Genomic DNA, 25,304 nt, shown 5'->3' with positions numbered 1-25,304 from the left:
CCTTTTTACCTTTCAATCCAAATCTTTTGAAAGATTTTTTGTGTTTTATCTCTTTATTTATCTTAATGCTCTGGTTTTTAGAGAGAAAAATTTCGTATTTTTTTACCTTTATTTTTGAACATTTTTCAAAAATACCACCCGAAAAATCTTTTATATTGTCATATTAATAAAATTAGGGGTTGGGGTTTTCTTTTTTTTTGTTGAAGCATATTATAAATCCAAGCGTTTTTATGGGAGTTTTTGGAAATTTCTTTGGAATGGAAATAAAAAAAAATTTAGTTAAGATGTTTTCTTAACTAAAGCTTATGTCTTTTTGTGATGAAAATTTGTTTTGAGCGGGTAGTTGCAGCCCGACCTGAGTGGAGCTCTCCCAAAATGGTGCTGGTTTTTGCTCGGAATTTGGGAAGCGGGAACGGTGGGCGGATGAGCTGCCCTAATAAAAATTTTTAATTTAGTTGATAATTATTGGTTGATAAATGCTGATTAAAAATTGTGCGTAAGATTTTTCTAGTCTGATGAAGTCTCCTGTTTTGAAATTGATACCAGGATTAGAAGGTGAACTTGCGGAGAATTTTTTTCCTGAAATCTGGAAATACTGTTCTGCTTGTCCGTCTTTGGATTGCAACTTGATTCTAGAGCCTAAAAATTTGCCTACGGAAATATCTGTAATATTATCTCTAGACAAATCATATTTAATATAAGATCTGGCTGGAAGTTTTATTTTTTTATTATTGATTCTTATTTCGGTTTCTTTTTCTGGATTGATTAAGTAAATTTGGTTTTCTTCTTTTTTGATTTTGGAGGATTCTACATCATATATATATATAGTGTAGTAATTGGGATTGAATTTATTTTGTCCTTCTATATTTTCTGGTGTGTTTATGTAAAAATAATTGGCTGAAATGGTTTTGGCTTTTTTATATATTTCATTAAAGATTGCAACATCGTCATTCGAAAATCCAGAAACTTCTATCTTGCCTAAATATTTGGCAATGGTAGAATCTGGTTTTTTGTAGAAAGCGTATAGAAACTTGTCTTTGTTTTCGCCAATGTTTTTGGCTTCGGTGAGAAATACTGTTTGTGAAAAACAGAAACCAGCATATAATAATATATATAGGTATAGAATTTTTTTAATCATCTTTATTCATTTTTTAAAATTTCTACACATTTGGCAAGGCTTACTTGCCAATCTATTGGTTGCACTTGATAGATGTTCTGAATTTTTTCTAAATCTAGGGTGCTGTTTTGTGGTCTTTTGGCTGGTGTAGGATATTGCCAAGTTTCTAGAGGATTTAGTTTTACATTAGAATGAGACAATTCCTTGATTTTAGAAGCGAAATCAAACCAAGAAATTTTACCTGCATTAGAAAAATTAAAAATTCCTGGGGTAATTTTTTCTGATTTTACGATTTTCATAATGGCTTGTGCTAAATCATTGGCATTGGTTGGTTGCCCGAATTGGTCTGCAACAATCCCAAGTTCTTCTTTGATGGCAAAAAGATTGAGCATTGTTTTCACAAAATTTTTTCCAAATTCTGAATATACCCAAGATGTTCTAAGGATAACGGTGCAAGGATTAACTTCTAGCGCAAGTTCTTCGCCTGAGAGTTTTGATGCTCCGTAAACTCCGATTGGGTTGGTAAAATCATCTTCGGTGTAAGGTAATTGGTTTTCTCCGTCGAAAACATAATCTGTAGAAACGTGTATAAACTGAGCATTGTATTCTTTACAAGCTTCGGCAAGGTTCTCGGTGCCGTTTGCATTAACTAAATATGCTTTTTCAACATCTGTTTCTGCTAAATCTACTGCGGTGTAAGCTGCTGCGTTGATACAAAAAGAGGGTTCGTTTTTCCAAAAGAAATCAAAAACATCTTCTTTATTGGTAATATCCAAAGTTTCTGAATCTGTAAAAATGAATTCAAATTCTGGAAAATCTTTTGAAAGTTTCTGAATGCTTTGTCCGAGCTGACCATTACCGCCAGTTACGAGTATTTTTTTAGTTTCCATTGATTGCTTTGTTGTGTTTTCTGAAATGTAGAACTCTATCTTTGAATTCTTTCTCGTCTACTGTTACTAAATATTTTTCAAAAAACTCTTTTTCGTTTTCTGGTAATGCTTCAGATTGTCTGGTTTTCATATTAAAATAGATTACAGTAATCCAAAGAACAGCGTTGATGGTTTTCTGGTCTTCGCTCTTCATCAGAATTTCTACTTTAGAAACTCTGTCTGTCATCTCAATGGTTTTACTGCTGATGATTACTTTGGTATTGGCTTTTACTTCTTTTAGGTAAGCTATTTCATTTTGAATGGCAATCCATGTGCAACCTGTTTTTTTTAGATATTGCTCATAAGTAAATCCGTAAAAATCTTCTACATGATCTTCTCTGGCATTGAGCATATATTCTAAATATTTCACATTATTGAGATGACCAATTGGGTCACAATCACTAAATCTGATTTTAACGGTACTTGAAATTTCTTTAATCATTTGTAGAATTTAAAATAATTTAAAATTTGGATAATTAATTTATCATTACATGGTACAAAAATAAACAAAAAAACCACCTTCTTGGAAGGTGGCTTGTGGTATTTTAGAATTTATTAAAGTCCTAATTCTTTTTTAACTGCTGGTGTAGCATCTGGACCAGCTTTGTAGATTAAACCTCTGGTTGCAGAGTCAAAAATAAAATCATAACCATTAGCTTTAGCAGCTCTAGTGATGGCATCATTTATTCTTTTGTCAATAGGAGCATAAGCAGCATCAGATTTTTCGGCTAAATCTTTTTGTGCAGCTTGTTGCATTTGTTGGAGTTGTTGCGAAGTTTTACCTAATTCTGCTTCTTTAGCTTCTCTTTGCTGAGGAGTTAATTTAGCAGCACCTTCTTGATATTTTTGAACTTCAGTTTGGAAAGCAGTAGCTGCTTTCTCTAATTCAGCTTGTTTAGCTGTAGAAAACGCTTTCAATTGTTCATCTGCCTTAATTTTTTCTGGCATAATATTTAAAATAGCGTCAACATCGACTGTAGCTATTTTTTGTGCTTTTGCAACTCCGAACGACATGAACATTACTACTGCTGCAAATAAAATGCTTATTTTTTTCATTTTCCTAAAAATTTTAATTGTTTATTGTTTTACTTATTTTTTATTTTTTGATTTAGCATCATTTTTATTGTCTTTAGCCTTTATATCCTTGGATGGCGTTTTGAGCAAAAGTTCTAAAACTTTATCAGTATAATCATACTTTTTGTCTAAAAAAACAACGCTTATGTTATTACTTTTATCAAGAACTATGCCCAAAGTATTTTTATCGACAATAGTTTTGATGGCATTCCAAATTTGGTCTTGAAAAGGTTTTGCAAGATTGGCTCTAAACTTATTAATTTCTCCTTCTCCGCTGAATTTTTCAGCGATAAATTTTTGAATATTTTTTTCTAAATTTTTAACTTCTGTCTCTTTTTGTTTGAGTTGTTCTCCAATCAAGAGTACTTTTTCATTATCAAAAGTTGCTTTTTTAGTTTCGTACTCACTTTGCATTTTTTGAAGTTGTTGTTCCCAAGTTTTAATTTGAGCATCTAATCTATTTTGAGCCTCTGTGTATTGCGGCAACTTGCTCAGTATATAATTTGTATCAACTACCCCAATCTTTTGTGCAAAGAAATAGGAATTCGCAAATATAACAATTAAAAAAGAAATGAGAAGTTTAAACGTTTTCATTGTTTTTATCTTATAGAGATTGGTTCATCAAGAAGTGAGTTTGCCATCCAGAAGGCTCACTACCACCTATATATTTGTCAAATCCGTAAGCAAAGTCGAAACCAATTAGTCCAAATGCCCCCATGTAAACTCTAACGCCAACCCCTACAGATCTTTTTAACTGAAACGGATTAAATGATGAAAAATTGTTCCAGACATTACCTGCTTCTGCAAAAGTAAGGGCGAAAATTTTGGCCGTTTGGTTTAAAGAAATAGGGTATCTCAATTCTGCGGTATATCTACTGTAAACAGTTCCTCCACCAGTTTGCGTAATATCTGTATTAGTTCCCCCTTCAGTAGATGCATTTTCATAACCTCTAAGTGGAATAAGTTCTCTACCATCAAATCTACCTCCGAACAAACCTGTACCTCCTACATAAAATCTTTCGAAAGGTGGCGCTCCTAATTCTTTTTTATACCCTTGTAAGAAGCCCATTTCTGCGCTACTTCTAAGAACTAATTTCCCTAAAATTTCGGTATAAGAATCTGCTTTTAATTTGATTTTGAAAAATTCCATCCACTTATACTTTTCCTCTGCAGACATGTTGGTATAGTCCTTTTTTTGGAATAAAGAATATGGTGGGGTAAATTTAATAGAAGCTTCTACATTTGACCCTGTGGTAGGGAAAATAGGGTCGTAACCCGCCGAATTTCTACTTAACCCTACATTGAAACTAAAGTTATTAACATTGCCATCATAAACTGTAGTAGACCCAAATTGGAAAGGATAATTGCTGAAATTATAGCTTTGGAATGCTATTCCTGTGTATAAAGAGAAATAATTATCTGGCCAATTCAATAGCTTATTAAGACCTGCGGTAGCCGAGAAAATATTTAATTTTTGTGACCCTCCAAATTGGTCTGAATAATTTACAGCAGAATGATTAAGACCAATACTAAGTGCTGTAGGCCTTGTACCAAATAGCCAAGGTTCTGTAAATGACAAACTGTAGTTTTTAAAATATTGCCCAGCCTGAGCTTGAATAGACAATGTCTGCCCATCACCTTGTGGCACTGGTCTAAAATCTTTGAATTTTAAGAAATTTCTTAGTGAGAAGTTATTAAAAGTCAAACCAAGAGTTCCGATGAATGAATTACCTCCGTAACCTGCTTGTAATTGTACCTGAGAAGAACCTTTCTCAACAAGAGTCCAATGAATATCTACTGTATTGTCTTGTGGATTTGGCTGTACTTCTTGCCCAACTTGTTGTGGGTCAAAAAATTGCATTCCTGCAAGGTCAAAATAAGTTCTCTTGATATCTAATTTTGAGAATAAATTTCCTGGTTTTGTGCGTAATGAGCGCAATACAACATGGTCATGAGTGGTGGTATTTCCAGACCAAGTTACTCTATTCCAAGATGCTTTTTCGCCTTCTTTAATTCTGATTTCTATGTCTATAGAATCACCTCTTACTGCTTTTTCTACAGGAGTTACATTAGAAAAAAGGAACCCATTATTGAGATATAGTGACTTAATATCAGAATCATCTTCCTTACCACCATCTTCTCCTACTTTCTTATTAAAACCTACAGCATCATAGATTTCACCTTTTCTATACCCTAATAATTTTTGCAAAGCTTCTGTAGTGTAAGATGTATTACCAATGAAAGATATATCACCGATATAGTATTTTTTACCTTCGTTAAGTTTTACATTGATGTTAAAACCTTTATCATTTCTCCAAACAGAATCAGAGAGAACTCTAGCATCTCTGAAACCTAATGAGTTGTAATATTTGATAAGGTTAACTTTATCTTCATCATATTTTTCTCTAATGAATTTAGAAGGCTTAAAAACCCCAGAGATGCTTAGTCTTTTCTGTTTGGTATCTTTGAAGCCTTTCTTCTTGAGTTTTTTATCAGAAACTTGCTCGTTACCTTCAAAATCTATGTTTGCGATTTTGATTTTTTTCCCTTTATCTACTTCTACCGTCCAATCTAGAAGATTAGCATCATTAGCATTTACTTTGTCTTTGATTGTAATTTTGGCATCTGCAAATCCTTTTTTTCTATATTCATCAGGAATTTTGTTGCTCAAGGTAGAGATAAGATTATTGGTAATCTTGGTTCCTGGTTTTAGATTGTTATCTTTTGCTAGTTTTTCACTTTTTGATTTTCCAACTCCTTTCCCTGTGAATTTTACTTCACCTAGCTCCATTAAGTCTTGTAAGTGAAATTTAAGAACTACACTTTGTCCGTCGATATCTTCTACATATACCTCAACCTCTGAGAAAGAATCTGTTTCCCATAATTTTTTGATAGCATTGCTGATTTTTTGTCCTGGCACATCTACCGTTTCTCCTTTGCTAAGGCCAGTAAATCTTAAAATTTGTGCTGGAGAGTATTTTTTAACTCCATCTACCACTATATCTTTTAAGATATAGCTAGACTGTTGATTTTGTGTAGTAGTTTCTTGATTGGGTGCAACCTGCGCAGAAATGCTAACAGAAGTAAAAAATATTAAAATTGGGATGAAAATATATCTCATTGGTATAATTATTCTTGCTATGAATTTATTTTAATTAATAATTTGTTCGCTAGTTTTCCCGAACCTTCTTTCTTTATTTTGATAATTTAGTATACATTGAAATAAATCTTCTTCTGTGAAATCTGGCCAATATATATCTAAAAATTGTAATTCTGCATAAGCAATTTGCCAAAGTAAAAAATTACTAATTCTTACTTCTCCGCTTGTTCTAATGAGCAGATCTACAGGAGGTATGTTTTTAGTGTAAAGGTAGTTTTCAAACATTTTTTCATCAATGCTATCTAATTCTACTTTTCCTTCTTTTACTTCTTTAGCAATATCCTTTACTGCATTTAGAATTTCTTTTTGAGAACCATAACTTAGAGCCAATACCAGATTGGTTTTAGAATTATTCTTCGTAATATCAACCACATTCATCAATTGTTCCTTTACAAGTTCAGGAAGCTGATTAATCTCACCTATTACGTGCATTCTTATTTCTTTTGATATCAGTTCATCTGATTCTTTAATTAAGCTTTCAGACAAAAGTGTCATTAATGTGGTTACTTCATCTTCAGGCCTATTCCAATTTTCTGTAGAAAAAGTATATAGTGTAAGATATTCTACTTCCGCTTTGGCACAAGCTGCTATTGCATTTCTAACGGCCGATATTGCATTTTTATGACCATAGGTTCTTTCTTCACCTCTAGATTTGGCCCACCTTCCGTTCCCATCCATAATTATGGCTATATGTTTAGGGACATTTCTTTTATCAATGATATCTAGTAAATTTTGCTCCATTTTTTATTTATCTACACAATAACAAGCAGGTCTTCCGAAAGAATAAGAAATCCCAATGGAGATTGTATTTACCCAATCTTTAGAATTTATATTCCCTACTTCTCTTGTTTTTAAATATTCATCTACTCTATTTTTAGCAACTGTAAGATAAGGCTCTGTTTGTAATAATGATTTTGTACTATTGGCTGATGCTAAAATGTCTTTATTGTATGACATTCCTACGTCACTGGTTTCTAACTGGCTATAATCTACTGAATCTGTGAAGGTAGGTCGGAACATAAATTCACCGAAAACGGCCCAATTGTAATTAAATTTATACTTCAATCCAATACCAAAAGGAATTGCTAGAGAAAACTTGCTGGCACTTTTACCATAAGTAAAATCAGTATTGAAGTCTTCATCTGTGCTAGGAGCTATTGCATTTCCCAGAGCATCTCTATTGAAATCATTTACAGCCGTAATTTTTGTTCCTGAAAAAACAATACCCGAAATTCCTCCAAAAATGTAAGGACTTAGCATTCCTTTTTGTTCATCGTTGACTGGCAAGAAATTATAATCAAAAATAGCCGAAACTTCATAAATAGAGTTTCCACCAGAAAGACCTCTGTTATGTCTGTAATACTCCTGAGCATATTTATCATTAAACTGAACATGGTTGTACGCAAACCTGAACCTCAACGATTGATGTGGGTTAAAATTCATTCGGTACATTAATGCCGCATAAAAAGGTATTCCTTCGTTAGAAATATTATCTAAATTATCGGGAAATGGGTTAAGATACTTTGTTTTGCCAATATCCCCTACCAGATTACTTGTACCTAACTGTATACCAATTTCGTGTCTTTGTGCATATGCAAAAAGATTACCCATCAAAATGGCAAAAATTACTATTATGTTTCTCCTCATTGGTGCTGTATGTTATCTATAACTTTCAGCTAATTACTAATGTGCAAATATAAAACATTTTTGCATTAAGACTAATCTTAATGTTAAGTTAAATATTTTTGTAAAAAGCATAAAAAAATAATAAATTAATATAATGTAAAACCAAATTTAAATCTAATTATTGTTTAAGAAATAAAAATGCTCCTTTTTATAAGAAGGAGCATTTAAACTATCTATAGAAAATTTTTTTGATTTTATTTCTAATTTTGATTAAAGTAGGCTCTTCATAACCGGCATCTTCTTCGAAGTAACCATAGCCGTAACCATAGCCGTAGCCGTAGCCGTAACCGTAGCCATATCCGTAGCCATAACCATAGCCTTTGTCTACTGAAAAATCGTTGTATATTAGCCCTAGATGCTGCACTTCTTTGGTATAATATTTTTCTGTAATCATTTTTAGCATATACTTTTCAGTATATTCATGTCTTACTACATACACGTTGGCATCTGTATATTTCATTAGCTCAAAAGAATCAGCAACTAAACCTATTGGTGGTGAATCTATGATTACGAAATCATAGATTTTCTTTAACTCATCTATGAAAAATTTATTTTTATCACTCATCAATAATTCTGATGGATTGGGTGGAATAGGGCCAGAAGTAGCTACATCTAAATGTGGAATAGAAGTTCTATTAATAATCTCTTCCATGGTAACTTCCCCTGTAAGATAATTAGAAATACCGTATTTATTATTCACATTAAAATCTCCAAAAATCTTTGGTTTTCTTAGGTCCATTCCTAAGAGTATTGTTTTTTTACCACTAAGTCCTAATACTGAAGCGATGTTAATAGAAACATAAGTTTTACCCTCTCCTCCGATAGATGATGTAACTAAAATAACTTTGCTCTTACCATCTTCATTATACAAGAATCTAAGATTGGCTCGCACTCCTCTGAAAGCTTCTGAAACTGAAGACTTTGGTTGTTCTAAAACGGTCAGATTATTATCATGATTATTTTTTCCGATAACACCTAGTAACGGTAATTTTGTCGCATTTACCACTTCTTTTATTACTCTAATCTTATTATCTAATAATTCTATGATGAGAAGTATTAAAAATGGCAAAAGTAACAATCCTCCTACTAGAGCGTTTCTGGTAAATGCAATATTGGGAGCTATAGGTCCTTGTCCTAGATTTTTAGCTTTATCTATTACAGAAATATCAGAAATATTCACTTTTAGCCTCATCTCTGCTTCAGACAATTTAGATAGAAGGGTATTATAGGTTGCTGCATTTATAGAATATCCTCTTTCTGCATCTAGGTATTTTTGTTGTTTGTAAGGTAAATCTCCTAGACTTTCTTCGTAGCTAATAATTTTTGTATTCAGTTTAGCCAATTGGTCACCATAGACATCATAATATCTATTGAGATGTTTATTAGACATAACTTTTGCTTCGCTAATCAATCTATTGATTTCTTGCATAGGCTCTGACCTTGGCGTATAGATTTTTGCCATTTCAGCTCTTTGTTTATGCAGCGCTTTTAATTCTGAAACTGAGGTATTAAAACTAGCATCTTCTACACCAGCAGCGTTGATATCTATAAGATTATCTATATTTCTGCTTACTGAATTTCTGATGGTGTTTAATGCATTTATTTTTGTAATTATATCCGCTTTTTTTTCTTCTAAAGATTTAATTTGCTCTAGGACACCTTCTACATTCCCTTTTTCGTCTGTCATTTTTTCGTTGACTTTTACCGCATTTAATGCAGCGGAACTAGAGTCTAATTTTATCCTTGCTTTTTTAAGGTTATCTTTAATGAATTTAACTGTATTGATATCAACTAATGATTTATCCTTTTTTCTTTTTTCTATTAAAGCTTCTACACTTTGGTTAAGAAAACTTACGGTGTTATTAAGGTTATAGCCTTTTTTAGTAATAATCATAAATGAACTAATTTCCGTATCAAAATCTACAGAAAGATTAGCCTTAATATCATTTACTGTCTGGTCAATGGTGGCCAAATTAACAATTACATTATCTACCTCTACTTCTCTTGGAAGCGTGTTCTTAACCAACTTAAATTTCAAAAATGGAGTAACATACCATTCATTCAAAGAAATTGTTTTGTTAGATACTTTCGTAATTTTTGGCACTCTTTTAAATGATTCTGCCTGATAATCATATAGCATATTTACACCAAACTCTTCTGGCAATACTATTTCATATCGATCTCCTGATTTCGGGATTAATGTTATAGGCAGATTTACTGCTTGCAAATGACTCTTATCAATAACAAAATATACAGGAGAATCATTTCTATCAAGATAAGTGCTTTTAAGTCTTCCTTTTGTGCTATAATTCACAAACAAGTCTAACTCTTGAGAAAGAAATTCGTTGTGAGAACGAGACATCAAAAGTTTTTTCAGAAACAAACCTTCGGTATTCCCACCTTGTCCCCAAATAAAATTAATAGACTGACTGGGCGTAAAGTAACTAGATGAGTTATTTGAGATACTAATTACCGTACTAGACGCATATACTCTCTGCGCATAATATTTATTGTACACATATGCGATTGAGTAGCCTACTACCCCGAGAATCAAAAACCAATACCAATTTTTTATTAATCTTTTAATGAAATGCTCAACATTAAAAAAATCAAATGATCCGACTTTTTCTTTCTCTTCTTGCGCCGCTTCTCTTGTTTTGTTTTCTGGAATCATTTTTTTTAAAATCTTGTGAATAATAAATAAATAGATAACACCGTAGTAAGTAAACTTACCCCCGTTGTAAGAGTCTGTATGGGCTCTTTTCCAAAGCCATAGAAACTTCTAGGTCTCGTATTAAAAACATACATATCTCCATTTTGAACCCAGAAATAGGGTGAATTTTGGATATCTTCTCTTGTTATATCAATCTGTGCTTTTTTTATTCCTTCTGGAAATCTTCTATACACTATAATATTTTTTCGGTCAATCTGCCTATCTAATCCTCCGTTTTCTGCAATGGCCTCCATAATACTCAATGTATTTCTTGTAGCCGTTTTGGTGAAATTCTTTCCATTGACATCTGTCACAAAAGAATACCTGATTCCTTCTAAAAAGACTCTAGCTTCTGCTTTTTCAGGCATGAAATTTTCATTGACTTTTTGTTGAATTTCTGCGGCAATTTCGGTAGTAGTTCTCCCTTCAGCTTTTATTTTCCCCATGCCAAGTACATAAATAAATCCTTCATCATCTACATTTAATCCTGTGAAGTAAAAATCACCTCCAGATGCTCCTTGTTGCACATTAAGACTTGAATAAAATTGGGCAGCGTCTCCTTTTGGGGTGGTAATTACATTAAGCTTCAAAACATCATATTTAGTAATTCTGTATTTAGGAATGTTTTCATAAGGAATTAACCCTTCAGAATTTAATTGTAAATTCTCATTTGGTTGTAAATACCTTACATCCTTAATGCCTAAACATGAGACTAATAATAGAAATGATGATAATAAGACTATAAAATTTGTTTTTTTCATTGTATTTTTTAAAACTTTAACAAAGTTAATATTTAATTTTAATTTTTCTTTTTAAAAAAAAATCTGGCAAATAGGCTCCAATAAATCCTAAAACTAGAATAATAATGAGCAATATATTGACATCTATATGTCTTAAAGCATAGGAAACAACTATGATAAATAAATAATAAATTAGAATATAAAAAGTCGCTCTCTTGTGAGTGAGTCCTAACTTTAGTAATTTATGATGTATATGATTCTTGTCCGCATCAAAAGGAGATCTCTTCTCTGCTAGTCTAATAATAATAACATTTAAAGTATCTATAATGGGTAAAATCATAACCGCAACTGCTATGACAGGTGCAGAATTTAAATGATAAAAAACAGCACCTTGTTCCTTTTTAACAATAAATATATCCATAAAGCAAATTGCAGTAAATGTTAGCAAAAAACCTAAAAGCATAGAGCCAGTATCACCCATAAATATTTTTTTGCTTTTTTCTGACAGATTATAATACAAAAAACCTACTACAGCTCCTATAATACTTGTAGAAAGTATAACCAAAGGATAGTTATACTCACCTAATCTGTAATAACTTACACCAAACAAAGCAAAGCAAATCACCCCATAAAACCCTGCCAAGCCATCTATCCCATCAATCAAGTTATATGCATTTACCAAAATAATGAAAGTGATAATACTGAAAATTACACTTAGAAAATAGTTTAATTCATACACCCCAAAAACCCCAAATAAGTTCCGAATTCTAACATCAGATCCTATGACTAATAATGTAGAAACTATTAATTGTGCTAATAATTTTTTATAAGCTCTCATAACTACAATATCATCCATCACCCCCACGTAAAGTAAAATTACTAATGAAGCAAATAAAAATTTATACAAATCAAATAATTGATATGCAAAAATAGACGCACAAACAGAAATTGCAAAAAACATAGCAACTCCGCCTAGATTCGGTATTTTCCTTTCGTGAGAACTCCTTTGTCCTGGCTCATCCATTAAGTTTTTTCTTCTTGAAATTTTGATAATTGTAGGAATTGAATACCATGTAATGAGAAATGATGAAACAAGAGACAAAACCACTTTTAAATAAAAAATAGGGAAATTTATCTGCTCTAATAAAAGGTCTATCTTATCCATACAATTCTAGTTAAGCCATAAATAATTTTTATATCTATCTGCTGTAAAATTACCAGCCCTCCCATTATTTTTAGAAAAGTTAAAATACATCAAAAATAGATACAACATAAATCCTGAATACAGTATTTTCTGAACTTTAAATTTAACTGCATAAATAATACTAGGCACTACAAAAACACTCATAAAAAACATATATGCCCCAGGTAATCTAATCGCAAATATTCTATTCCCTCTAAAAATATAGTACAAAAACAATCCAAAAACTGCTAAATTTCTCATGTATTCATAATAGTAAACCTCTTTACATGCATCTTTATCATATCTTACAATAACATAAATAAAAAATATTTTAACGATATCACTCAAACCAAAGGTTACTGACTGACCAAACTGACTATCATCTACATAACCTGCATAACCATCTGATACATCCTGAGAGCCGACAGATTCTACAATACTTCCAAATATTCTAAAAATCTCAAATGGCGACAATAAAATAGCAATTACTATAACTACTAAAATCCTAGTACTATTCATAGGAATCCTCACAATCCAATATGCTGGAAAAAAAACTACTGCAGTTTTATGAAATCCTAATGCAATATACATCATCAGAATAAACATTGGTAGATTTCGTTCTTTGATATATTTAAATGAAAAAACGCAAATTGCAACCCCCATCCCTTGCCGAATCTGCCCCGAATCTTCAAAAAAATACAACGGCATAAAGTACATCATTGCTCCAAGAACAGGTAAAGCTAAATTTTGGTAAATCGTGGTAAATTTCAAAGAAACAGACATTAATACCATTATAAAAGTTACCATATAAAATGGCATCCCCATATCAAACAAAATTTTGTTTAATAAAACATAAATCCACTCTATCTGTTCAGAAGTAGGCTGAAATGTAGCTTTTTTCCAAACATCAGAATATTCTGTATATAAAGAAAAGCCTGAGTACAAATTCTTATAAATTGGATAATCTGCTCCCACAAAATACCTAAATCCTGAAAAAACAATAAGTAAAACTGCAGATATTAATAGAAAAATAGGTGTTTTTTTCTTAAGAACATACAACTCCAGATAGCTAGAAACTGCCATAAATACAAATAACAATGTAAATACTGGATGTAAAAATACCATTTGTGTTTTATAAAATTTTTCTCATTAACGTTTCTAGACCAAAGAAACACAAAAGATAATAAATCATCTTTTTATAAGGCAAAGATAATAGATAATTTCTTCCAAAACGCTTATAAATAAAGATTTCTTTCAAAGAAATATCTCGTTCTTTAATAAATTTCTTTAATTGAAGGTTCATTTTATTAAAAACTCTCTCATCTTTTACAAAAGCCATATAAGCCAAAAACGTATAAACTCCTTCTAAAATCTGAAATCCTTTCAACTCTTTTCGCCTAGAAGAATAAATTGAGTTTTCAAAAGATTTCTCCACATTTTCTACCGCTTTTAAAATATCTAAACCTCTCTCTGTATGGGATTTTGAGATTGAATGACTTCGCTCAAAATACTGATAATGAAAAGCATCTGTTTTTGCAATAGTCTTACATTGAAGCAAAATCTGTGGAATCAGTTCAATATCTTCGAAATGCATTCCTTTCTGAAATCTTTTCCCATCAAAAAGCTCTCGCTTGAAAATTTTATTACACGCAAAATAAGAAATATCAGAAAATACCGAAAAGTTTTTCTCCAAATCAATTTTTTCTGGCATATTCGGAATTTGTCTCAATGTTTGAGTCACATTTCCTTTTTCATCTACTTTTTGAAGGTTGCAAATCACCATTTCGGCATTATTTTTTATTGCCAAATCATACATTTCTTGCAACATAGTTTCAGAAACGTAATCATCAGAATCTACAAAAGCGAGAAAATCGCCAGAAGCTCTATCAATTCCAAAATTTCTAGCATCGCTCAAACCACCATTTTCTTTAGAAAAAGCTTTAATTTTTTGAGAAAATTTTTCTTGAAAATCATCAATTATTTTTTGAGAATTATCTGTACTGCCATCATTAATCACCAGAATTTCAATCTCTTCCAATGTTTGATTCACCAGAGAATTCAGACATTTCTCTAGGTAATTTTCTACATTATAAACTGGTACAATTACAGATATTTTCATTTATTTTTTTTCGTAAAGTTGTTGATTTGTAAAGTCGTAAAATCGCTTAAAATTTTTTACAATTTTACAACTTCACGATTTTACAGTTTTACGACTTCACAATTAATCTTTCACTCAAAACTCCATTCTTCGCCAAATCATATTCATATTGCGAACAAGGCACACATTTTTGTATATTTTCGTCACTTCCGAAATACCATAATCCTGTGAAAGTATCGCGTTTGAAAGCAAATTCTCTATCATCAATCAACACCCAAAAAGTATCATATTTTCTTTCTTTAGGATGCGTTTTTTGGATATCAATTCCTTCCAAAAGATACCAAATCATTTGAGCCAACAACTGATGGTTCAGAATATTTTCTGCATCTGCATTAAAGTTGAAAATCCCCGCCATTTTCAGATTTTCTCCCAAACCTACTTCTTTCATCACGGCACAAATTTCCCTTCTGTTCAAACCATTAATTTGAGGATTTACAGAAAAAGCTTCTGCAAAACTTTCCACCGCATCACAATTGAGCGTTACCAAATCTGCTCTTCTAAAGAAAGGCTCAATTCTATCGGTATTTCCCATCATTTCTGCCAATCTCACCACATCAAATTCTACACTTTTCATCAGTTTCACTGCATCAATTTCGTTCAAATGTTTTTGATAACCAAGATGATGATAATCTTTCAAACTCAATAATTTTGAATTGAAAATTTTCTGCAAAAAGTTCTTTTCAGAGATTTCTTCGCCTTCGTTAGAAAGTTCTATTTTGTTATTAATTTGAGTATATCTAATGTTTTTTTGATGGAAATTAAGCGCATGAATCATCGCAATCGACAAATCATTTCCGCCGCCAACAACAATAGGAACCGTATTTTTATACAAGCACGCCGAAAGAATTTCTTGTAAAATATAATGGGTGTCTTGAAGCGATTTTCCAGAAATAATGTCTCCCAAATCACAAATTGGGATTTCAAAATCAAATTTCGAAAGTTTATAAAATTCTTCTCTTACCGTATCAAAATTTTTGGCAACTGCATTTCCTTTTCCGCCTCTGTAATCGCTACAAAAAACCAACAAAATACCATTTTCTGGAATTTCATTCGTGATTACATGACCCAATTGCCAAGGTTGAGTTTCTATTTTTTTTGGAGGAATTATTATGTCTTCTATGTTCATTGGTTTTGATTCTGATTATATTTTCATTTATTTTAAAAAAGTTAAAACATCTTCAATTTTCTTTTTCAACTGTGCATCACTACAAATATTTTCTCCAAAAGTTTTAATAATACTTCCTTTATTTAAATAATAATGAGCTGTTGACAAGTTTTTTAATTCATTGTTTTCAAATTTATCTTCCTTAATAATAACTTTTACAATTTCATCATTATAAAAGTAACAATCAATAGTCTCTGATGATTTAACCGAAGTATGTTGTAAGATTCTTTTTTTGTGCTTCAATTCATCGTAATAAACATAAATGCTGAAACCTCCAATTACTTCTTTATTTAGATTTTCAATTTCACCTTCAATTATTTTTATTTTTAAATTCTTATTCGTTGAAATTAAATCACAATAGTTGTCAATTTTTTCGAAAGACTTTAAATCTATAATTTCAAAATAATTCTGCGAAAAAATAAAATTTGAAACGAATAAAAAGAAAACGAATACTTTTTTCATTGGCTTTTCCTTTCTTACAAACTTACAAAATAACTTCTGCTAAAAGAAAATTTCTTTATATAAAAACCCGCCCCAAACTCTTAGAACGTTGTATCTATTTTTTTTCGGCTTTCCATTCTCCTGTTTCAACCCAATGTTCTACTTCTTTTCTTTTTTTCATTTTTTCAACATTATTTCCTGCATAACTCACATCAAAAAAATCAAACCGTTTATGAGTTTCATTCTTAACCAAATTAGCTGGGAAAATTGTAAAAGCTAATTGATAATCATTTAACAGCCCATTATAATCAATATTCAAATATTTTAATTCTTCATCAATTTTTTCAAAATTTTTATTTCCATAAGTTTTGCTGCTCAAATAAAATTCGTTCCACAAAAGTTCTTTTAAACTTTTTTTAATCTTTAAAATAGAATCAGATTTTTTCGCCAAAATAAATATACTATCTTTTTCAGAGTAATTTCTGAAAACTATAGCATTTCTTTCTTTCATTTTATTTTCATACTGCATCAAAACAATATTTACCTTATCATATTGTAATTGATGTGCTTTTGATTTCTTATAAAAGAAAATAGAAATAATTGTAGAAATAATTAAAACAAAAATTAAAAACACTGAAAGACAACCTTTAAGAATTTTCATATTTTTTCCTTTCCCACAAACTTACAAAATAACTTCTGCACCTAAAAATTTAAGTTTTGGCTAAAGCCAAATAATTTTCCATTAAAAAAAGCGAACCAAAGTCCGCTTTAATTAATATTTATTCTAAATCTTTGCGCTCAATGCGTGAAAAATTTATTTCTTCTTCGTTGCTGGTTTCTTTACCGCTGGTTTTTTCTTTTCAGCAAAAGCCGTTTTATCTTGAGCAACAATCCATTTTTTCACCTCATCAAGAGAAATGGTAGAAAGTTCTTCGTTTTCAAATTTACTTCCGTCCTCTTTTTTAGGAATTTTCAGCATTGCTTTCCCAAATCTTATAAAAGCGCCCCATCTTCCGTTTTCAATAGAAATTTTTTCTTTTTCCCATTGCTGAATGTATCGGTTGGCTTCTTTTTCAATCTTCGCTTCTATCAATTCATTGATGTCACTTTGAGATAAATTATCAAAATTATATTTCTTAGGAACATTGATAAACATTGATTGATATTTGATAAAAGGCCCAAATCTCCCCGTTCCTTTCGTTACAGGTTCACCTTTATACGTAGCAACTGGTGCATCTGCTTCCATTTTTTCTTTGATGAAATTTTCTGCAATTTCTTGCGTCACCGAAAACGGATCAGTTCCTCTTCCTACAGAAATAAATGCTTCTCCCCATTTTACGTAAGGCCCAAATCTTCCTACTCCTACAGAAACTGGTTTCCCGTCAAATTCTTTCAAATCAAAAGGCAATTTGAATAAATCTAAAGCTTCGTCTAAAGAAATGGTAGAGATATTTTGATTTTGCATAATCGAAGCGTATGTTTTTTGCTCGTCATCTGCTTTACCAATTTGTATCATCGCACCATAACGTCCCATTCTTGCATACACATTCTTACCAGATTTCGGATCTTTTCCTAGCAATCTTTCGCCAGTTGCTCTGTCTGCATTTTCTTCTACATCTTCAATTTTTGGGTGGAAATTATCATAAAAACTTTTCAAAGTTTCTTTCCATTTTTCTGAACCATTGGCAATATCGTCGAAATCTTGCTCTACTTTTGCCGTGAAACCGTAATCTAAAATTTCATTGAAATTATTGATTAAAAATTCATTCACCACTTCACCAATATCTGTAGGAACAAATTTATTTTTATCACCACCAAATTTTTCAGTCAAAACTTCTTTTTTCACACCAGATTTCCCTAAAGAAAGTTTCACGATTTCTCTTTCTTGCGGAAGAATCTCGCGTTTATCAACATATTCTCTATTCTGAATCGTTTGAATTGTAGGAGCATAAGTAGAAGGACGCCCTATTCCTAATTCTTCTAATTTCCTTACCAAAGCAGCTTCGGTATATCTTGCAGCAGGTTTGGTGAATTTTTCGGTGGCAGTAATTTTTTTATAGCTTAAAACTTCACCGATTTTTACTTTTGGTAGCAATTTTTCGTTGTTTTCTTCGTCATCTTCATCGGTTTTTGTAATTCCATAAACTTTTAAAAATCCATCAAACACAATTACTTCACCTTGTGCTTCAAAATGACTTGGCAAAGCAGAATTTCCGATTTCGATGACGGTTTTTTCAATTTTCGCATTCGCCATTTGAGACGCCAAAGTTCTCTTATATATTAATTGATATAATTTATTGAGTTGAGCATCACCAATCGATTTTACAGAAAAATCTGTCGGACGAATCGCTTCGTGCGCTTCTTGTGCAGATGAAGATTTCGTTGTGTAATTTCTTGGCGAAGAATAAACTGCCCCAAATTCTTTTTCTATAAAATCTTTAGCAGAATTAATCGCTTCTTGAGACAAATTCACAGAATCGGTTCTCATATAAGTAATGTAACCTTCTTCGTACAAACGTTGTGCAATTCTCATGGTAGATGTTACGTTGTAACCCAATCTATTACTCGCTTCTTGTTGCAAAGTAGAAGTAGTGAAAGGTGCAGAAGCAGAACGAGAACCTGGTTTAGTTTCTACATTGAGGACTTTAAACTCTACATTTTGAGATTGTTCTAAAAAGGCTTCCGCTTCTTTCTCTTTAGTGAAATCTTTCTTTAGTTTTGCAGAAATATCTTGTTTTTCAGCATTCGTGAAAACGCCTTCAACTTTATAACTTGAACTTGATTTAAAATTTCTAATTTCTTGTTCTCTTTCTACTACCAATCTCACTGCAACTGATTGAACTCTACCAGCTGAAAGTCCGGTTTTTACTTTTTTCCAAAGAACTGGCGACATTTCGAAACCTACAATTCTGTCTAAAACTCTTCTTGCTTGTTGCGCATTGACTAGATTTTGATCAATTTTTCTAGGATTTTCAATCGCTTTTAAAATCGCATTTTTGGTAATTTCGTGGAAAACAATTCGTTTTGTGTTGTCGTCTTTTAGTTTTAATTCATCTGCCAAATGCCACGCAATAGCTTCCCCTTCGCGGTCTTCATCGGAAGCGAGCCAAACTGTTTCTGCTTTTTTCACTGCCGCTTTCAATTCTGTTACGAGTTTCTTTTTATCGGCAGAAACTTCGTAATCTGGCGTGAAGGTTTTCAAGTCAATTCCCATTCCTTTTTTAGGTAAATCTCTGATGTGTCCGAAACTGGATTTCACTTCAAAATCTTTCCCTAAATATTTCTGAATGGTCTTCGCTTTTGCTGGTGACTCTACGATTACTAAATTTTTTGACATACACAAAATTTTTGCAAAAGTAGGAAGTTTTTTTTAAACCAAGTTTTTCTCTTATTTTTTTTGATTAAAGTCAAATTAACTTTCATTTAAATAATGTTCATTTGAAAATAAATTAAATTTGTAAAAATTATGTTCCATTGAAAAACTTCATCCAAAATTCCATCCAAAGTCAGAAAATATTCTACAGATATTTTCGCAGGAAAGGTTTTAAGAGATTTTTCAAAGAAAACATTTTAGAGACCGACGGAAGTAATAAGAACAAAGCTTTTTCTATTGCCCTAGGAATTTTTATTGGTTTGTCTCCTTTTTGGGGATTCCATTCGGTGTTGGTAATTTCACTTGCCGTCATTCTTAAACTTAACAAATTTCTGAGTTTTATTTTTTCTCAAATCATCAGTTTACCATTTTTCGTCCCCTTTACTATTGCAGCTTCTCTATTTTTTGGCTCTTATTTTATTAGTGGAGAAAAACCTTTAACAGAACAAGAATTTAACCTAGAAACGGTAAAAGAAAATCTCTTGCAATATATCATAGGTAGTTTAATCTTCGCAAGTCTTTTTTCGGTGATTGCAGGTTTTATTTTCTACTTTTTGATGAAGTTTTTCAAAGAAAAGAAAGAGAAAACCCATTAAATCTTAACTCTCTTAAAACCAACAATTTTAAACAAAACTTAATAAAAAATTCACGAAAAATCATTATATTCGCAGACTTAAAATTTAACAGTAGAAACCGAGATATAATGAAGAAGTTCACAGAATACAAGCAACTGAACCTAAATGCTGTAGCAGACAATGTTGCTCATTTTTGGAAAACCAATGAAACGTTTAAAAAATCCGTAGAAACACGCGAAGGAAAACCTGAATACGTTTTTTACGAAGGACCGCCTTCTGCCAACGGAATGCCAGGAATTCACCACGTAATGGCGAGAGCGTTGAAGGATATTTTCTGCAGATTTCAAACACAAAACGGAAAACAAGTTTTCAGAAAAGCAGGTTGGGACACTCATGGTTTGCCTGTAGAATTAGGCGTAGAAAAAGAACTCGGAATTACCAAAGAAGATATCGGTAAAAAAATTACTGTAGAAGAATACAACCAAGCGTGTAGAAATGCTGTAATGCGTTACACCGATGTTTGGAATGATTTGACGGAAAAAATTGGATATTGGGTAGATTTAGACAATCCTTACATTACCTATGAACCAAAATATATGGAAACGGTTTGGTGGTTGCTAAAACAATTGTACAACAAAGATTTATTGTACAAAGGTTACACCATTCAACCGTATTCTCCAAAAGCAGGAACTGGGCTTTCGTCTCACGAACTGAACCAACCTGGAACTTACCGTGATGTTTCTGACACTACGGTTGTAGCTCAGTTTTCAGTAAAACAACTTTCTGAAAAAGCAACAGAGAAAATCTCGAATCTCGAATCTCAAATTTCGAATCTAAGCATTCTGGCTTGGACGACTACTCCTTGGACATTGCCTTCTAACACCGCTCTTGCTGTAGGTAGAGATATAGAATATGTTTTGGTGAAAACCTTCAATCAATATACTTTTGAGCCTATTACTATTATTTTGGCTCGTCCGTTATTGGAAAAACAATTCGGGAAAAAATTTGCAGAAGGAACTGATGAAGATTTTGCCAATTACACTGCTGAAAGTAAAACCATTCCTTACCAAATTTTAGCAGAATTTACCGGCGAAGATTTAGCAGGAACTACTTATGAACAATTAATCCCTTGGTTTTTACCCGCAGAAAATCCTGAAAAAGCGTTCCGAGTAATTATCGGAGATTTTGTAACCACGGAAGACGGAACTGGTATTGTACACATTGCGCCAACTTTCGGGGCAGATGATAACAGAGTTGCGCAAGAAAACGGAATTCCGCCAATGTTGGTAAAAGATGAAAATGACAACCTCGTTCCTTTGGTAGATTTAACAGGAAGATTCTTGAAAGGTGAAAACGTTCCTGAATTATTTAGCGGAAAATATATTAAAAACGAATATTATGACGAAGGAACTGCGCCTGAAAAATCTTGGGATGTAGAACTCGCGATTTTACTAAAAACCGAAAACAAAGCCTTCAAAGTAGAAAAATATGTTCACAGTTACCCACACTGTTGGAGAACTGACAAACCTGTTTTGTACTATCCTTTGGATTCTTGGTTCGTGAAAATGACTTCGGTGAGAAATCGTTTGGTAGAACTGAACGAAACCATCAATTGGAAGCCAAAGTCAACTGGTGAAGGAAGATTTGCGAATTGGTTAGAAAATGTAAACGATTGGAATCTTTCTCGTTCAAGATATTGGGGAATTCCTTTGCCAATTTGGAGAAGTGAAGATTTGAAGGAGCAAAAAGTAATCGGTTCTGTAGAGGAATTGGTGAACGAAATTCAAAAATCTATCGAAGCTGGTTTGATGACAGAAAATCCTTTCAAAGATTTTGAAATCGGAAATATGTCTGCCGAAAACTATGCAAAAATAGATTTACACAAAAATATTGTCGATGCCATTACTTTGGTTTCAGATTCTGGAAAACCTATGAAACGTGAATCTGATTTGATTGATGTTTGGTTTGATTCTGGTTCTATGCCTTATGCACAATTGCATTATCCTTTCGAAAATAAGGAAATGATTGACAGCGGAAAAGCTTTCCCAGCAGATTTCATTGCAGAAGGAGTTGACCAAACCAGAGGTTGGTTTTACACGCTTCATGCAATCGGAACTACTGTTTTCGATTCTATTGCTTATAAAAACGTGGTTTCTAACGGTTTGGTTCTTGACAAAAACGGACAAAAAATGTCGAAACGTCTCGGAAACGCAATCGACCCTTTTGAAACTTTACAAAAATATGGTCCCGATGCAACGCGTTGGTATATGATTTCTAACGCCAATCCTTGGGAAAATCTGAAATTTGATTTAGAAGGAATAGACGAAGTGCGTAGAAAATTCTTCGGAACGCTTTATAACACGTATTCTTTCTTCAGTTTATATGCGAATGTTGATGGATTTAATTATTCTGAAAAAGAAGTAGAAAATCGCCCTGAAATCGACCGATGGATTTTATCTGAATTAAATCTTTTAGTGAAAGATGTTACCGAATTTTATGAAGATTACGAACCTACGAAAGTAGCAAGAGCGATTAACAATTTTGTGAACGACAACTTAAGTAATTGGTATGTAAGACTTTGCAGAAGACGTTTCTGGAAAGGCGATTATAGCGAAGACAAAATTTCGGCTTACCAAACTTTATATACTTGCTTAGAAACTGTGGCGAAAATTTCTGCACCAATTGCTCCGTTTTTTATGGACCAGTTGTACCAAGATTTGAACGCGGTTACAGGAAAAGATAACGCAGAATCTGTTCATTTAACAGATTTCCCGAAAGTGGATGAAAGTTTAATCGACCAAAATTTGGTAGAAAAAACGCATTTGGCACAAACCATCACTTCTATGGTTTTCTCTTTAAGAAAGAAAGAAAACGTGAAGGTTCGTCAACCGCTTCAAAAAGTGATGATACCTGTTCTGGATAAGAAAACGGAAGAGCAAATTTTGGCAGTTTCAGAACTCATCAAACAAGAAGTCAACGTAAAAGAATTGCAATTGATCAATGCAGAAGAAGCTTCTCACTTAATTGTAAAACAGATAAAACCGAATTTCAAATCTTTAGGTCAAAGATTAGGAAAAGATATGAAAACGGTAGCTGGTGAAATCAACAATATGACTTCGGAGCAAATTGCTGCTTTAGAAAAAGAAGGAAAAATGATGATTTCTGGTTACGAAATCAACCTAGCAGATGTAGAAATTTTCACGAAAGATATTCCAGGATGGACCGTTACCAGTGAAGGAAAAACTACAGTAGCATTAGATTTAACTATTACAGATGATTTAAAAGCAGAAGGAATTGCAAGAGAATTCATCAATAGAATTCAGAATTTAAGAAAAGATAAAGATTTTGACTTAACAGATAGAATTACAATCAAATTAGAAGAAAATTGCCCTTTCAAGCAAGAACTTACTAACAATGAACAATATATTTGTACAGAAGTATTGTCAGATAAAATAGAATTTGTAAATTCACTTCCAATTTCGGAAGAAATCGAAATAGATGAAGTGAATTTTAAAGCAAACGTTGAAAAAGTTTGAAGTATTTGAAATTTTAGAAATTTGTTTAAATCTTAATTAAACCGATTTTAATCAAAAGCCATCAAACAATTTTTAACAAAAAAACAAAACCATTATGGCAGAAGATAGAGTAAGATACAGTGACGCGGAACTGAAGGAGTTCAAAGCATTAATTCAAGCTAAAATAGAGAAAGCTGAAAAAGACTTAGCGATGATTAATGAGAGTTTTATCAACAACCAAAACAACGGTACAGATGATACCTCTCCTACCTTCAAGGCTTTCGAAGAAGGTGCAGAAACATTAAGCAAAGAGCAAAATGCTATTCTAGCTGGAAGACAAGAAAAATTCATCAGAGACCTGAAACACGCACTGATGAGAATTGAAAATAAAACATACGGTGTGTGCAGAGTAACTGGAAAATTAATCCCAAAAGAAAGATTAAAGGCTGTACCACATGCTACACTAAGCATAGAAGCTAAAAATATGCAGAGATAATTTTTTTTAAAATTTATCACAAAATACTAAAGGTTTATATCGTGAAAAAAATATCACTTTATAAACCTTTTATTTATATTTTTGCATCGCATTATGAATACTATTTTTATTGGATTAATCATTTTAGTGTTGATTGTATTTCTAATGAGAAACACAATCAAAGAAAAGTTTTCAACTGACAAGACTAAGAATTATACCATAGATGATAGGTATAATGCAGCAAAGAGAGAAAGGGAAAAAGAAATAGACCATCTTTTAAGTAAAATGGGAAAAAACGGAATAGACGACTTAAACGAAAAAGACCGCAAAAGACTAAACGAACTTTCTCAGAAATAACTAATTTAAAATTTTTGTTTTGAAAAAAATAGCTCTTATTACATTTTTAATTTTATTGCTAGACCAAGCTTCTAAAATCTACGTAAAAACGCATTTTAGCATTAATGAAAGTATTAATGTTTTCGGTTTAGATTGGTGGAAAATCACTTTTGTAGAAAACCCTGGCATGGCCTACGGAATTCAGTTTGGTGGACTTTTAGGAAAATATTTATTAGTAATTCTAAGAGTTTTCTTAATTGGCGGAATGATTTACCTTTTCAAAAAATGGCTAAAAGAAGGCGCTTCTAATTATCTTATCATCCCAATGTCTATTATCTTTGCTGGCGCTATAGGAAATCTGATAGACGGAATGTTTTACGGAATGATTTTCGATAGTGGCTCTTTTTATGATGCATCTACCAATACTTGGATTGGCTACAGTGGAGTTTCTAAATTGGTTCCTTTCGGGGAAGGCTATTCTCACTTTATGAAAGGTTGCGTGGTAGATATGTTTCATTTCCCATTGTTCTCATTCAATGCTTTAGGAAGACATTTTGAATTTTTCAGTTATATCTTTAATGTTGCAGATGCCGCAATTTCTGTAGGGGCAGCATTATTGCTTATTTTTAGAAAAAAAGCTTTTCCTAATGGTTTAGATATTTAA

At 32.1% G+C, this 25,304-nt stretch carries 22 protein-coding genes; 5 read left to right on the top strand and 17 right to left on the bottom strand.

Annotated features, from left to right (window positions below):
• Positions 1-451: 451 nt before the first annotated feature.
• From IEW40_RS07640 to topA, 17 genes are all read right to left on the bottom strand, one after another.
• A complete protein-coding gene (locus tag IEW40_RS07640) occupies positions 452-1,138 on the bottom strand; it encodes a hypothetical protein (RefSeq protein ID WP_188617473.1) in 687 nt (228 codons plus the stop codon).
• A 2-nt stretch (positions 1,139-1,140) separates the two neighbouring features.
• Entirely contained in the window at positions 1,141-2,007 is an 867-nt protein-coding gene (gene rfbD / locus IEW40_RS07635) for a dTDP-4-dehydrorhamnose reductase (protein ID WP_188617472.1), read from the bottom strand.
• The gene (locus tag IEW40_RS07630) at positions 1,997-2,488 is read right to left on the bottom strand and encodes an acyl-CoA thioesterase (RefSeq protein ID WP_188617471.1); all 492 of its coding nucleotides are present in this window, start codon (positions 2,486-2,488) and stop codon (positions 1,997-1,999) included. The genes rfbD and IEW40_RS07630 overlap by 11 nt, the downstream gene beginning before the upstream one ends.
• 113 nt (positions 2,489-2,601) lie before the next feature.
• Entirely contained in the window at positions 2,602-3,102 is a 501-nt protein-coding gene (locus tag IEW40_RS07625) for an OmpH/Skp family outer membrane protein (protein WP_188617470.1), read from the bottom strand.
• 33 nt (positions 3,103-3,135) lie between these two features.
• The gene (locus IEW40_RS07620; protein WP_188617469.1) at positions 3,136-3,714 is read right to left on the bottom strand and encodes an OmpH/Skp family outer membrane protein; all 579 of its coding nucleotides are present in this window, start codon (positions 3,712-3,714) and stop codon (positions 3,136-3,138) included.
• Between the two features lie 10 nt (positions 3,715-3,724).
• Complete coding sequence (locus IEW40_RS07615) at positions 3,725-6,241, bottom strand: BamA/OMP85 family outer membrane protein (RefSeq protein ID WP_188617468.1); 2,517 nt, start codon at positions 6,239-6,241, stop codon at positions 3,725-3,727.
• A gap of 30 nt (positions 6,242-6,271) precedes the next feature.
• Positions 6,272-7,021, bottom strand: coding sequence for an undecaprenyl pyrophosphate synthase (uppS, locus tag IEW40_RS07610; protein WP_188617467.1), 750 nt, complete (start codon positions 7,019-7,021; stop codon positions 6,272-6,274).
• Between the two features lie 3 nt (positions 7,022-7,024).
• Positions 7,025-7,927, bottom strand: coding sequence for a type IX secretion system protein PorG (gene porG, locus IEW40_RS07605; protein ID WP_188617466.1), 903 nt, complete (start codon positions 7,925-7,927; stop codon positions 7,025-7,027).
• A gap of 208 nt (positions 7,928-8,135) precedes the next feature.
• The gene (locus tag IEW40_RS07600) at positions 8,136-10,640 is read right to left on the bottom strand and encodes an exopolysaccharide transport family protein (protein ID WP_188617465.1); all 2,505 of its coding nucleotides are present in this window, start codon (positions 10,638-10,640) and stop codon (positions 8,136-8,138) included.
• A 5-nt stretch (positions 10,641-10,645) separates the two neighbouring features.
• On the bottom strand, positions 10,646-11,440 hold the full coding sequence (locus IEW40_RS07595) for a polysaccharide biosynthesis/export family protein (protein ID WP_188617464.1): 795 nt from the start codon (positions 11,438-11,440) through the stop codon (positions 10,646-10,648).
• Between the two features lie 25 nt (positions 11,441-11,465).
• Entirely contained in the window at positions 11,466-12,584 is a 1,119-nt protein-coding gene (locus IEW40_RS07590; protein ID WP_188617463.1) for a glycosyltransferase family 4 protein, read from the bottom strand.
• Between the two features lie 6 nt (positions 12,585-12,590).
• The gene (locus IEW40_RS07585; protein ID WP_188617462.1) at positions 12,591-13,727 is read right to left on the bottom strand and encodes an EpsG family protein; all 1,137 of its coding nucleotides are present in this window, start codon (positions 13,725-13,727) and stop codon (positions 12,591-12,593) included.
• A 7-nt stretch (positions 13,728-13,734) separates the two neighbouring features.
• Positions 13,735-14,721 carry a glycosyltransferase gene (locus IEW40_RS07580; protein ID WP_188617461.1) on the bottom strand — a complete coding sequence of 329 codons (987 nt, stop codon included), beginning with the start codon at positions 14,719-14,721 and terminating at the stop codon, positions 13,735-13,737.
• Positions 14,722-14,809: 88 nt separating this feature from the next.
• Positions 14,810-15,886 carry an arginase family protein gene (locus IEW40_RS07575; RefSeq protein WP_188617460.1) on the bottom strand — a complete coding sequence of 359 codons (1,077 nt, stop codon included), beginning with the start codon at positions 15,884-15,886 and terminating at the stop codon, positions 14,810-14,812.
• A gap of 27 nt (positions 15,887-15,913) precedes the next feature.
• Entirely contained in the window at positions 15,914-16,387 is a 474-nt protein-coding gene (locus IEW40_RS07570; protein WP_188617459.1) for a hypothetical protein, read from the bottom strand.
• Positions 16,388-16,481: 94 nt separating this feature from the next.
• Entirely contained in the window at positions 16,482-17,027 is a 546-nt protein-coding gene (locus IEW40_RS07565) for a hypothetical protein (protein ID WP_188617458.1), read from the bottom strand.
• Between the two features lie 153 nt (positions 17,028-17,180).
• On the bottom strand, positions 17,181-19,703 hold the full coding sequence (gene topA / locus IEW40_RS07560) for a type I DNA topoisomerase (protein ID WP_188617457.1): 2,523 nt from the start codon (positions 19,701-19,703) through the stop codon (positions 17,181-17,183).
• 137 nt (positions 19,704-19,840) lie between these two features.
• Here topA and IEW40_RS07555 point away from each other — a divergent pair, with 137 nt between their 5' ends.
• The 5 genes from IEW40_RS07555 (at position 19,841) to IEW40_RS07535 (ending at position 25,304) form a co-directional block, all read left to right on the top strand.
• The gene (locus IEW40_RS07555; protein ID WP_229663400.1) at positions 19,841-20,335 is read left to right on the top strand and encodes a DUF2062 domain-containing protein; all 495 of its coding nucleotides are present in this window, start codon (positions 19,841-19,843) and stop codon (positions 20,333-20,335) included.
• 107 nt (positions 20,336-20,442) lie between these two features.
• On the top strand, positions 20,443-23,850 hold the full coding sequence (ileS, locus tag IEW40_RS07550) for an isoleucine--tRNA ligase (RefSeq protein WP_188617456.1): 3,408 nt from the start codon (positions 20,443-20,445) through the stop codon (positions 23,848-23,850).
• A 94-nt stretch (positions 23,851-23,944) separates the two neighbouring features.
• Positions 23,945-24,325 carry a TraR/DksA family transcriptional regulator gene (locus IEW40_RS07545; RefSeq protein ID WP_188617455.1) on the top strand — a complete coding sequence of 127 codons (381 nt, stop codon included), beginning with the start codon at positions 23,945-23,947 and terminating at the stop codon, positions 24,323-24,325.
• A gap of 144 nt (positions 24,326-24,469) precedes the next feature.
• Complete coding sequence (locus IEW40_RS07540) at positions 24,470-24,661, top strand: DUF6576 domain-containing protein (protein WP_229663399.1); 192 nt, start codon at positions 24,470-24,472, stop codon at positions 24,659-24,661.
• A 19-nt stretch (positions 24,662-24,680) separates the two neighbouring features.
• Positions 24,681-25,304, top strand: a complete 624-nt coding sequence (locus IEW40_RS07535; protein ID WP_188617454.1) for a lipoprotein signal peptidase — start codon at positions 24,681-24,683, stop codon at positions 25,302-25,304.

It is taken from the genome of Cloacibacterium rupense (assembly GCF_014645495.1).
In the GTDB taxonomy this organism is placed as follows: Bacteria; Bacteroidota; Bacteroidia; order Flavobacteriales; family Weeksellaceae; genus Cloacibacterium; species Cloacibacterium rupense.
Note: the sequence above shows the minus strand (reverse complement) of the source record. Positions and strands in the feature narration are given on the sequence as shown.

Bases quoted from the DNA above. Each gene is read 5' to 3' on its own strand.
- ileS (WP_188617456.1), top strand. From the start codon at position 20,443: ATGAAGAAGTTCACAGAATACAAGCAACTGAACCTAAATGCTGTAGCA.
- IEW40_RS07590 (WP_188617463.1), bottom strand. From the start codon at position 12,584: ATGGATAAGATAGACCTTTTATTAGAGCAGATAAATTTCCCTATTTTT.
- IEW40_RS07540 (WP_229663399.1), top strand. From the start codon at position 24,470: ATGAGAAACACAATCAAAGAAAAGTTTTCAACTGACAAGACTAAGAAT.
- IEW40_RS07575 (WP_188617460.1), bottom strand. From the start codon at position 15,886: ATGAACATAGAAGACATAATAATTCCTCCAAAAAAAATAGAAACTCAA.
- IEW40_RS07545 (WP_188617455.1), top strand. From the start codon at position 23,945: ATGGCAGAAGATAGAGTAAGATACAGTGACGCGGAACTGAAGGAGTTC.
- IEW40_RS07580 (WP_188617461.1), bottom strand. From the start codon at position 14,721: ATGAAAATATCTGTAATTGTACCAGTTTATAATGTAGAAAATTACCTA.
- IEW40_RS07570 (WP_188617459.1), bottom strand. From the start codon at position 16,387: ATGAAAAAAGTATTCGTTTTCTTTTTATTCGTTTCAAATTTTATTTTT.
- IEW40_RS07615 (WP_188617468.1), bottom strand. From the start codon at position 6,241: ATGAGATATATTTTCATCCCAATTTTAATATTTTTTACTTCTGTTAGC.
- IEW40_RS07585 (WP_188617462.1), bottom strand. From the start codon at position 13,727: ATGGTATTTTTACATCCAGTATTTACATTGTTATTTGTATTTATGGCA.
- porG (WP_188617466.1), bottom strand. From the start codon at position 7,927: ATGAGGAGAAACATAATAGTAATTTTTGCCATTTTGATGGGTAATCTT.
- IEW40_RS07630 (WP_188617471.1), bottom strand. From the start codon at position 2,488: ATGATTAAAGAAATTTCAAGTACCGTTAAAATCAGATTTAGTGATTGT.
- IEW40_RS07620 (WP_188617469.1), bottom strand. From the start codon at position 3,714: ATGAAAACGTTTAAACTTCTCATTTCTTTTTTAATTGTTATATTTGCG.
- IEW40_RS07600 (WP_188617465.1), bottom strand. From the start codon at position 10,640: ATGATTCCAGAAAACAAAACAAGAGAAGCGGCGCAAGAAGAGAAAGAA.
- IEW40_RS07640 (WP_188617473.1), bottom strand. From the start codon at position 1,138: ATGATTAAAAAAATTCTATACCTATATATATTATTATATGCTGGTTTC.
- IEW40_RS07625 (WP_188617470.1), bottom strand. From the start codon at position 3,102: ATGAAAAAAATAAGCATTTTATTTGCAGCAGTAGTAATGTTCATGTCG.
- uppS (WP_188617467.1), bottom strand. From the start codon at position 7,021: ATGGAGCAAAATTTACTAGATATCATTGATAAAAGAAATGTCCCTAAA.
- topA (WP_188617457.1), bottom strand. From the start codon at position 19,703: ATGTCAAAAAATTTAGTAATCGTAGAGTCACCAGCAAAAGCGAAGACC.
- rfbD (WP_188617472.1), bottom strand. From the start codon at position 2,007: ATGGAAACTAAAAAAATACTCGTAACTGGCGGTAATGGTCAGCTCGGA.
- IEW40_RS07595 (WP_188617464.1), bottom strand. From the start codon at position 11,440: ATGAAAAAAACAAATTTTATAGTCTTATTATCATCATTTCTATTATTA.
- IEW40_RS07565 (WP_188617458.1), bottom strand. From the start codon at position 17,027: ATGAAAATTCTTAAAGGTTGTCTTTCAGTGTTTTTAATTTTTGTTTTA.